8 protein-coding genes and 1 pseudogene are annotated in these 7,798 nt (G+C 63.0%); 2 read left to right on the top strand and 7 right to left on the bottom strand.

Features of this window, described 5'->3' with window-relative positions; all coding sequences use genetic code 11:
• Window positions 1-87: 87 nt before the first annotated feature.
• Window positions 88-1,239 carry a ribonuclease D gene (gene rnd / locus EN906_RS15375; protein WP_127272735.1) on the top strand — a complete coding sequence of 384 codons (1,152 nt, stop codon included), beginning with the start codon at window positions 88-90 and terminating at the stop codon, window positions 1,237-1,239.
• Between the two features lie 49 nt (window positions 1,240-1,288).
• Here the strand turns inward: rnd and EN906_RS15370 are convergent, their stop codons facing one another.
• The 5 genes from EN906_RS15370 to EN906_RS15350 all read right to left on the bottom strand — a co-directional run bounded on the left by EN906_RS15370 (window position 1,289) and on the right by EN906_RS15350 (window position 4,676).
• Window positions 1,289-1,708, bottom strand: a complete 420-nt coding sequence (locus tag EN906_RS15370) for an MAPEG family protein (RefSeq protein WP_127269489.1) — start codon at window positions 1,706-1,708, stop codon at window positions 1,289-1,291.
• Window positions 1,709-1,745: 37 nt separating this feature from the next.
• Window positions 1,746-2,369, bottom strand: a complete 624-nt coding sequence (locus EN906_RS15365; protein WP_127269488.1) for a hypothetical protein — start codon at window positions 2,367-2,369, stop codon at window positions 1,746-1,748.
• Window positions 2,320-3,822 carry an IMP dehydrogenase gene (gene guaB / locus EN906_RS15360; RefSeq protein WP_127269487.1) on the bottom strand — a complete coding sequence of 501 codons (1,503 nt, stop codon included), beginning with the start codon at window positions 3,820-3,822 and terminating at the stop codon, window positions 2,320-2,322. The genes EN906_RS15365 and guaB overlap by 50 nt, the downstream gene beginning before the upstream one ends.
• 156 nt (window positions 3,823-3,978) lie before the next feature.
• Window positions 3,979-4,434 (bottom strand): PIN domain-containing protein, encoded by a 456-nt coding sequence (locus tag EN906_RS15355; protein WP_127269486.1) that lies wholly within the window; start codon window positions 4,432-4,434, stop codon window positions 3,979-3,981.
• On the bottom strand, window positions 4,431-4,676 hold the full coding sequence (locus EN906_RS15350) for a type II toxin-antitoxin system prevent-host-death family antitoxin (RefSeq protein ID WP_127269485.1): 246 nt from the start codon (window positions 4,674-4,676) through the stop codon (window positions 4,431-4,433). The genes EN906_RS15355 and EN906_RS15350 overlap by 4 nt, the downstream gene beginning before the upstream one ends.
• A 287-nt stretch (window positions 4,677-4,963) precedes the next feature.
• Here EN906_RS15350 and EN906_RS15345 point away from each other — a divergent pair, with 287 nt between their 5' ends.
• A complete protein-coding gene (locus EN906_RS15345; protein ID WP_127272687.1) occupies window positions 4,964-6,385 on the top strand; it encodes an MFS transporter in 1,422 nt (473 codons plus the stop codon).
• 69 nt (window positions 6,386-6,454) lie between these two features.
• Here EN906_RS15345 and EN906_RS15340 read toward each other — a convergent pair whose 3' ends face one another.
• On the bottom strand, window positions 6,455-7,252 hold the full coding sequence (locus EN906_RS15340; RefSeq protein WP_127272688.1) for an RlmE family RNA methyltransferase: 798 nt from the start codon (window positions 7,250-7,252) through the stop codon (window positions 6,455-6,457).
• Between the two features lie 22 nt (window positions 7,253-7,274).
• Window positions 7,275-7,798 (bottom strand): annotated as a pseudogene (locus EN906_RS15335) (Ppx/GppA family phosphatase); the annotation flags it as partial.

Raw genomic sequence — 7,798 nt, 5'->3', positions numbered from 1 at the left:
GGAACCTGACGATGGCGGTGCCAAAGCTTGACGAAAGCCCCGGCGGCTGAAATCTAGGAAGACCTTACTCCTGTCAAAAGCGATTTGATGCACGTCATCACCACCCAGAAAGAACTCGAGACCGTTCTCGCCGCTTTCGAAAAGTCGGATTTCGTCACCGTCGACACCGAATTCATACGAGAAACGACGTTTTGGCCGATCCTGTGCCTCATACAGATGGCCGCACCCGGCGTGACGGCGTTGATCGATCCGCTGGCTCCCGATATCGACCTGAAGCCGTTCTTCAGGCTGATGGCCAACGAGGCGGTGGTCAAAGTCTTCCACGCCGCGCGGCAGGATATCGAAATCATCGTCCACCTCGGCGATCTGGTTCCGCATCCGGTGTTCGACACGCAAGTGGCGGCGATGGTCTGCGGCTTCGGCGACAGTGTTTCCTACGATCAGCTCGTGCAGCGCATCACCGGTGCGCGGCTCGACAAGTCATCGCGTTTCACCGACTGGCGCCACCGGCCGCTTTCCGACAAGCAGCTCGACTATGCGCTGGCCGACGTCACGCATCTCATCGAGGTCTACCAACACCTCAGCGCCGAACTGGAGCGGGAAAACCGCGCCCATTGGCTCAACGAGGAAATGGAGGTCCTGACCTCGCGCGAAACCTATGATCCGCACCCCGAGGACGCCTGGAAGCGGTTGAAGATGCGGCTGCGCAAACCGCAGGAACTGGCGATCGTGCAGGGCGTGGCGGCGTGGCGCGAGCGCGAGGCGCGCGAACGTGACGTGCCGCGCGGCCGCGTTCTGAAAGACGACGCGATCTACGAGGTGGCGCAGCAGGCGCCGCGCGACGCGGCAGCCCTCGGCAAGCTGCGCACGACGCCGAAGGGCTGGGAGCGCTCGTCGACGGCAACGGCGCTGCTTGGCGCGGTCAACACCGCGCTTGCCTTGCCCAAGGAAGAGATGCCGAAACTGCCAAAGAGTTTCCAGCCGCCCGAGGGCTCGAGCGCCGCGGCGGAACTGTTGAAGGTGCTGCTGCGGATCGTTGCCGAAAAGGAGGGCGTCGCTTCCAAGGTGCTGGCCTCCAGCGACGACATCGACCGTATCGCCGCCGAGGGCGAGGAAGCCGACGTACCGGCGCTGCAAGGCTGGCGGCGCGCGGTGTTCGGCGAGGCCGCGCTCAAGCTGGTACGCGGCGAGATCGGCATCAAGTTCGACAAGCGCAAGATCGCGGTGTTCGACCTTTAGGCGAACGGACTTCCCTTCTCCCCTGTGGGAGAAGGCAGAAGCGCTCTGCTCAGACCGCGCCGAGCAGGTGCAGCGCGAACCAGATCCATCCCAGCAGGAGAATCACCGCACTGACGAAGAATGACCGGCTGCGCAGCAGCAGATTGTTGCTGGTCAGGTGAATCCAGGCATGGAAATAGCGGGACGCGACGAAAATCCACATCAGCGACAAGGTCAGATAGTTGACGCCGTTGGTCAGGTGCAGCGTCAGGCACAGCACGTAAAACAGCACCGGCAGTTCGAACTGGTTGGTGAGATTGGCGGCAACGGTGACGCTGGAGGCCGGTTCGGCCGAACGCACCTTGAACTGACCGGCCTTCGCCTCGCCTGACCTTATTGCGCCGTATCTGCGACGACCCAGGACGCAGTAGACGATGTAGATCAGCAGCACATGCGCGAGAACGGGCCAGAAGATCGTGGTCTGGTTCATCAAGTGCCCCCTGCCCGGTTGGGCTTCGCGTGCGGCATCAGGCCTGGCGTTTCTGGCCCGCCAGCCAGAAGGCCGCGATGACGATCACCGGTATGGCGAAAAGCGCGAATTTGGTGACGGTGAGCGCCGAGGCGAAAGACAGCGAGTCCGGGTTGGCCGACAGGAAATCGGACAGAAGCCGCGCCACCGCAAAGTTCTGAACGTAATGTGCAAGCGTGTAGGGAAGCACCAGGACCAACGCGAAAATCGACTGCAGCTGCGCCGGCAGCACGCGGAAAGCCTTCAATCGCCGGCCGGTGGCCAGGATGAGGCTGACCAGCGTGACCGACAGCAGCGCCGGGAACAACAGGTCGAAGGTCAGATAGTGCCAGACGAGAATGATCTCGCCGCCGCGCCGGCCGAGCGCTGTCAGCCAGGCCATGCCTTCGTCCGGCGTAAACCCTAAAATGCGCATGTCGAGCGACGGCAAGCCGCCGCTCAACTGGCGGAAATAGAAGAATTCCAAAGCCGTCATGGCGATGAAAACCACCGCCGACAGGAAACAGAGCGCGCCTGCGTGGCGAGACAGCCGCAGGATCGTTGCCGTCAGGTTCCGCCCGAGCCCGTACTGGTCAGGCTCCACCGGGATAGTTCGGGCTTTCGCGGGTAATCGTGACGTCATGGGCGTGGCTTTCACGAAGTCCGGCATTGGATATGCGCACAAAGGTGGCGCGCTCGCGGAAATCGGCAAGGTCGCGGCCACCAACATAACCCATAGCGGCTTTCAAGCCGCCCGCAAGCTGGTGCAGCACGCCAGACACAGGTCCCTTGTAGGGAACCTGCCCCTCGATGCCTTCAGGGACCAATTTCAGCGTGTCGCGCACCTCGGCCTGGAAGTAGCGATCGGCGGAGCCGCGGGCCATGGCGCCGACCGAGCCCATGCCGCGATACGCCTTGAAGGAGCGGCCCTGGTGCAGATAGACCTCGCCCGGGCTTTCGTCGGTCCCGGCCAGCAGCGAGCCGATCATGGCCGCACTTGCGCCGGCGGCGAGCGCCTTGGCCAGATCGCCGGAATATTTGATGCCGCCATCGGCGATCACCGAGACGCCGGATTTGTGCGCCGTCTCGACCGCCGACATGATCGCCGAGAGCTGCGGCACGCCGACGCCGGCGACGATGCGGGTGGTGCAGATGGAGCCCGGACCGATGCCGACCTTGACGGCGTCGGCACCGGCGTCGATCAGCGCCTGCGTGCCCGCGGCGGTGGCGACGTTGCCGGCCAGGATGCGAACCGAGTTGGAGAGTTTCTTGGCGCGCGTCACCGCGTCGAGCACGCGTTGCGAGTGGCCATGCGCGGTGTCGATCACCAGAAGGTCGACGCCGGCATCGATGAGACGTTCGGCGCGTTCATAGCCGTCATCGCCGACGCTGGTGGCCGCGGCGGCGCGCAAGCGGCCCTGTGCGTCCTTGCTGGCGTGCGGGTTGAGCTGCGACTTCTCGATGTCCTTGACGGTGATCAATCCGACGCAGTTGCCCTGCCTGTCGACGACAACCAGCTTTTCGATGCGGTGCTGATGCAGAAGCCGCTTGGCCTCGTCCTGGTCGACGTTCTCCTTGACCGTGATCAGGTTGTCACGGGTCATCAGCTCATGGACCTTCTGCGCCGGATCGGAGGCAAAGCGCACGTCGCGATTGGTCAGGATGCCGATCAGCCGCCCGACCTTGTGGCCGCCAGTGCCACCATTCTCGACCACCGGAATGCCCGAGATCGAATAGCTGCGCATCAGGCCCAGCGCGTCGGCGAGCGTCGCGTCGGGGCCGATGGTGACAGGATTGACCACCATGCCGGATTCGAATTTCTTGACCTGCCGCACCTGCTCGGCCTGTTCGGCCGGCGAGAAATTGCGGTGGATGACGCCAATGCCGCCGGCTTGGGCCATGGCGATGGCGAGCCTGGCCTCGGTGACGGTGTCCATCGCCGCCGAGAGGATCGGCACGTTGAGGTCGATGTCGCCGGCGATGCGGGTGCGGACATCGGTCTCGCCGGGCATGACCTCGGAATGGCCGGGCTGCAGCAGCACGTCGTCAAAGGTCAGCGCCAATGCGCCAGTGGACGTTTCGATGATTTTTGCCATGGCCAGTCCCTTGAATATAAAACGCGGTGGGGGAATACAAAAAAGCGCTGGACCGGAATGGACAGCGCCGACTCGTTTCTTCCCTTTCAGGATTGGCGCTGGCTGGTACCACGTCCAAGCGCCAATGAAAAGCCGATCGTCTCGGTGTTTCGCGTTCTATCCAGAAGACTCCCCCAAGAGAGCATTGAGCAGAACGTGACGCGGCGATGCGAAAGGGCTGACGACAGTTACCCCACCCCATGTGAAGCCATCTTGCAGGTCTTCCGAAAGGAGCATCCGACAACCGGTTTGGGAAGCGGTGGACAGAATGACCGCGTCCCAAATGCTGAAGTGGTGGTCCGTAGCCAGATCAGCCGCCATCATCATTACGTCTTGCACTGTCGCGGCAACTGGAAACGCGTCGCGCCAGCCCAGAAGGGCATCCCGGGCTTCTACAGGCGGTCTTCCGGCCTTGCGGACGAGAACGTTGTACAGCTCACCAAGGACCTGAACAGGAATAACAGCAGCCTCTTGCGGTAGGTTGCGCAGCAGTTCAAGAACAATATCGCGCTTCTCGGCACCGTTGACCCCTTCCGCGCAGGCAAGGACATTGGTGTCGAGCGCAACCTTCATCGCTCGTCCTCGTAGAGCTCGCCACGGGTCCAGCGCCCGACATCCAAAACAGGCTGGCGCTCGAGGCGCGACAACAACGCTACGCGCGAGCGGGAAGCCACACCCTGCTGTCGATCGGCGGGCACTATTCGCGCGACCGGGCGTCCGTGACTGGTCACGACGTAGCTCTGTCCTTCGCGAACACCGCGCAGGATGAGAGAGAACTTGCGGTTGGCATCGGCTGCCGAAACGGCTTCTTCCATGACAAAGTCCATATAGTAGTTATATACACTACAATAATGTGACACATCGCCATTCGCAAGCTATTCTTTGCTGCTTGGCCAGCGCCTGGAGACGGAACGAGAAGACCTTGGCCGTCCCGGCAGTTCTGATTTAGGCACGGCGGCAGGCCAAGCGAACTGCCTGTCTCCCCGCAGTCGCACAAAAGTGACAGCAAATTAATGCGACATCAGAGCCGGCCCATGATAACCGCCCTGCATGTTGGCTTGCCTCCCGGTCAACCGTAAAAGAATCAAGTCGGACGCGTTTTGTGAACCGCACCATCCCGCTCATCCTGGCGGTCGCCCTTTTCATGGAAAACATGGATTCGACCGTCATTGCGACATCGCTGCCGGCGATCGCCGTCGACATCCACACCAGTCCGATCGCGCTCAAGCTGGCGCTGACCGCCTATCTCGTCTCGCTGGCGATCTTTATTCCGATCAGCGGCTGGATGGCAGACCGTTTCGGCGCCAAGAATATCTTTCGTGCCGCGATCGCGGTCTTCATCGTCGGCTCAATAGCCTGTGCGCTCTCCGGTTCGCTGCCAGCTTTTGTGGTCTCCCGCTTTCTGCAAGGCATTGGGGGCGCCATGATGACGCCGGTCGGGCGGCTGGTGCTGGTGCGCGCGACACCGAAAAGCGAACTCGTCGCGGCGATGTCCTGGCTGACCGTTCCGGCGCTGGTCGGGCCGCTGGTCGGACCGCCGGTCGGTGGCTTCATCACCACCTATTTCACCTGGCATTGGATTTTCCTGATCAATGTGCCGATCGGCGTGGTCGGCATCTGGCTGGCAACACGTTTCCTGCCGGAGACCGAACCCGCGCAGACCCCGCCACTTGATTTCATCGGCTTCGTGCTGAGCGGGCTGGCGGCATCCGGGGTGGTGTTTGGCCTGTCGGTGGTCAGCTTGCCCTATCTGCCGCCAATCGTCGGTGTCACCACCGTAACGGTCGGCCTCGTGTCGGGGGCGCTCTATCTGCTGCACGCGCGGCGCGCCAAAAACCCGCTGCTGGCGCTCGAACTGTTCCGCAACCAGGTGTTCCGCTCCTCGGTGCTTGGCGGCGGACTGTTCCGCATCGGCATTGGTGCTGTGCCGTTCCTGCTGCCGCTGATGTTCCAGATCGGTTTTGGGCTGACGCCGTTCCAGTCCGGCATGATCACCTTCGTCTCTGCAATCGGCGCCATCGGCATGAAATTCGTCACCGCGCTGATCTTCCGCGTCGCCGGCTTCCGCCGCGTGCTGGTTGTCGGTTCGCTGGTCGCCGCCGCCTCGATCGCCATCAACGGCCTGTTCACACCCGACACACCTTATCTCTTGATGCTGGCCATGCTGCTCGTCGGCGGCTTCATCCGATCGATGTTCTTCACTGGCGTCAATGCGCTCGCCTATGCCGAGGTTTCGGCTGAAGACACCAGCAAGGCGACGCCGATTACAGCGGTGTTCCAGCAGTTGTCGGTCGCGCTCGGCGTGGCGCTGGCCGGCGGAATCCTGGAAGTATCGACGTCAATCCATGGCGGCCCGCTGTCGCTGGACGACTTCCACATTGCCTTCTTCATCGTTGCAGCGGTCTCGGCGGCGGCATCGCTATCCTTCGTCCGGCTGGCACCCGATGCCGGCAACGCCATCTCCGGTCACGGCCGGCTGACAACACCCAAGACGCTGGAAACGGTGAGCCCACCCGGCAACTGATGGCAGCTACGCTTCGGCCTCGCCTTCTGGACGGCCCGATTCGCCCGACGGCGGACCGGCGGTGCCCTGTCAGTCGTCGGCGTCCCCCGGCCCTTCGCTATGGCTCCGGGCGCTCGAGGCCTTCGGAACGTCCACTGGACGTTCCGATCCGCCTGACGGCGGACCGGCCTCTCGCCCCTTGAAGTCCTTGGCCAGCAAATAGAGCTCGACCGATTCATCCCGCGACGCCGGCGGCTTGACGTGATGGACGGAGCGGAAGTTCTTCTTGAGCATCGAGAGCAGCTCGTTTTCGGCGCCGCCCTGGAAGGTCTTGGCGAGGAAATGCCCACCCGGCTTCAGCACCGACAGCGCAAAATCGGCCGCCACCTCGCACAGATGCATGGTGCGGATATGGTCGGTCCGCTTGTGGCCGGTGGTCGGTGCCGCCATGTCGGACAACACGATGTCCGGATCCCCACCCAGCGCCTCGGCCAGCTTCTGCGGCGCCAGCGGATCGAGGAAATCCATCAGCAGCACCGGGGCGCCTGGCACGGCGTCCATTTCCAGATAGTCGATGCCGATGACATGCGGCTTGTCGGCCGTCGATTTCGTCCGCGCGGCGGCGACCTGGCACCAGCCGCCGGGGGCGGCGCCGAGATCGATCACCTTCATGCCGGGTTTCAGGAGATGATGCTTGTCGTCGATCTCGATCAGCTTGTAGGCCGCGCGCGAGCGATAGCCGTCAGCCTTGGAGCGCTGGACATAGGGATCGTTGATGTGGCGCTGCAGCCAGCGGCGCGACGATTCCTTCAGCCCGCTCTTCTTCTTGATCCGCGTCTTCAGCACACGAATGCTGGCTGATCCTGGTTTTTCCGGTTTCTTGGTCATTGCTTATTTCTTCGGTTCGGGCTCACGCTCTGCCACGCCCATCGTTGCGCCAGACGCCATCATCGGCCATCAGTTCGCTCAAAATACCTTCGCGCAGGCCACGATCGGCGACTCGCAGCCGCTCGGACGGCCACACGGCGCGGATCGCCTCGAGGATAGCACAGCCGGCCAGCACCAGATCGGCGCGATCGGCACCGATGCAAGGGTTGGCGCAGCGCTGCTGGAAATCCCAGCCAACCAGTCTTTCGACCATGCGATCGACGCTGTCGCGGTCCATCCACAGCCCATCGACACGGCGGCGATCGTAGCGCTCGAGCTCAAGGTGGACACCGGCCAGCGTCGTCACGGTTCCGGACGTGCCCAGCAGATGGAAATTCGGACTGGCCTTGAGATGGCTCAGCCGATCGCGACCGTCGAAGCTGGCCAGCCGGCCGGCAACGTCGTCGACCATGGCGGCGAAGATCTCGCGCGTCACCGTGCGGCCGCCAAAGCGCTCGGCCAGCGAGACGACGCCGACCGGCAGCGACGTCCACGACACGATATGAT

The organism is Mesorhizobium sp. M7A.F.Ca.CA.004.06.1.1, from assembly GCF_003999135.1.
Classification (GTDB): domain Bacteria; phylum Pseudomonadota; class Alphaproteobacteria; order Rhizobiales; family Rhizobiaceae; genus Mesorhizobium.
Note: the sequence above shows the minus strand (reverse complement) of the source record. Positions and strands in the feature narration are given on the sequence as shown.

Excerpts from the sequence above, each read along its gene's own strand:
- rnd (WP_127272735.1), top strand. The coding sequence starts at position 88 with ATGCACGTCATCACCACCCAGAAAGAACTCGAGACCGTTCTCGCCGCT.
- EN906_RS15370 (WP_127269489.1), bottom strand. The coding sequence starts at position 1,708 with ATGAACCAGACCACGATCTTCTGGCCCGTTCTCGCGCATGTGCTGCTG.
- EN906_RS15365 (WP_127269488.1), bottom strand. The coding sequence starts at position 2,369 with ATGACGTCACGATTACCCGCGAAAGCCCGAACTATCCCGGTGGAGCCT.
- guaB (WP_127269487.1), bottom strand. The coding sequence starts at position 3,822 with ATGGCAAAAATCATCGAAACGTCCACTGGCGCATTGGCGCTGACCTTT.
- EN906_RS15355 (WP_127269486.1), bottom strand. The coding sequence starts at position 4,434 with ATGAAGGTTGCGCTCGACACCAATGTCCTTGCCTGCGCGGAAGGGGTC.
- EN906_RS15350 (WP_127269485.1), bottom strand. The coding sequence starts at position 4,676 with ATGGAAGAAGCCGTTTCGGCAGCCGATGCCAACCGCAAGTTCTCTCTC.
- EN906_RS15340 (WP_127272688.1), bottom strand. The coding sequence starts at position 7,252 with ATGACCAAGAAACCGGAAAAACCAGGATCAGCCAGCATTCGTGTGCTG.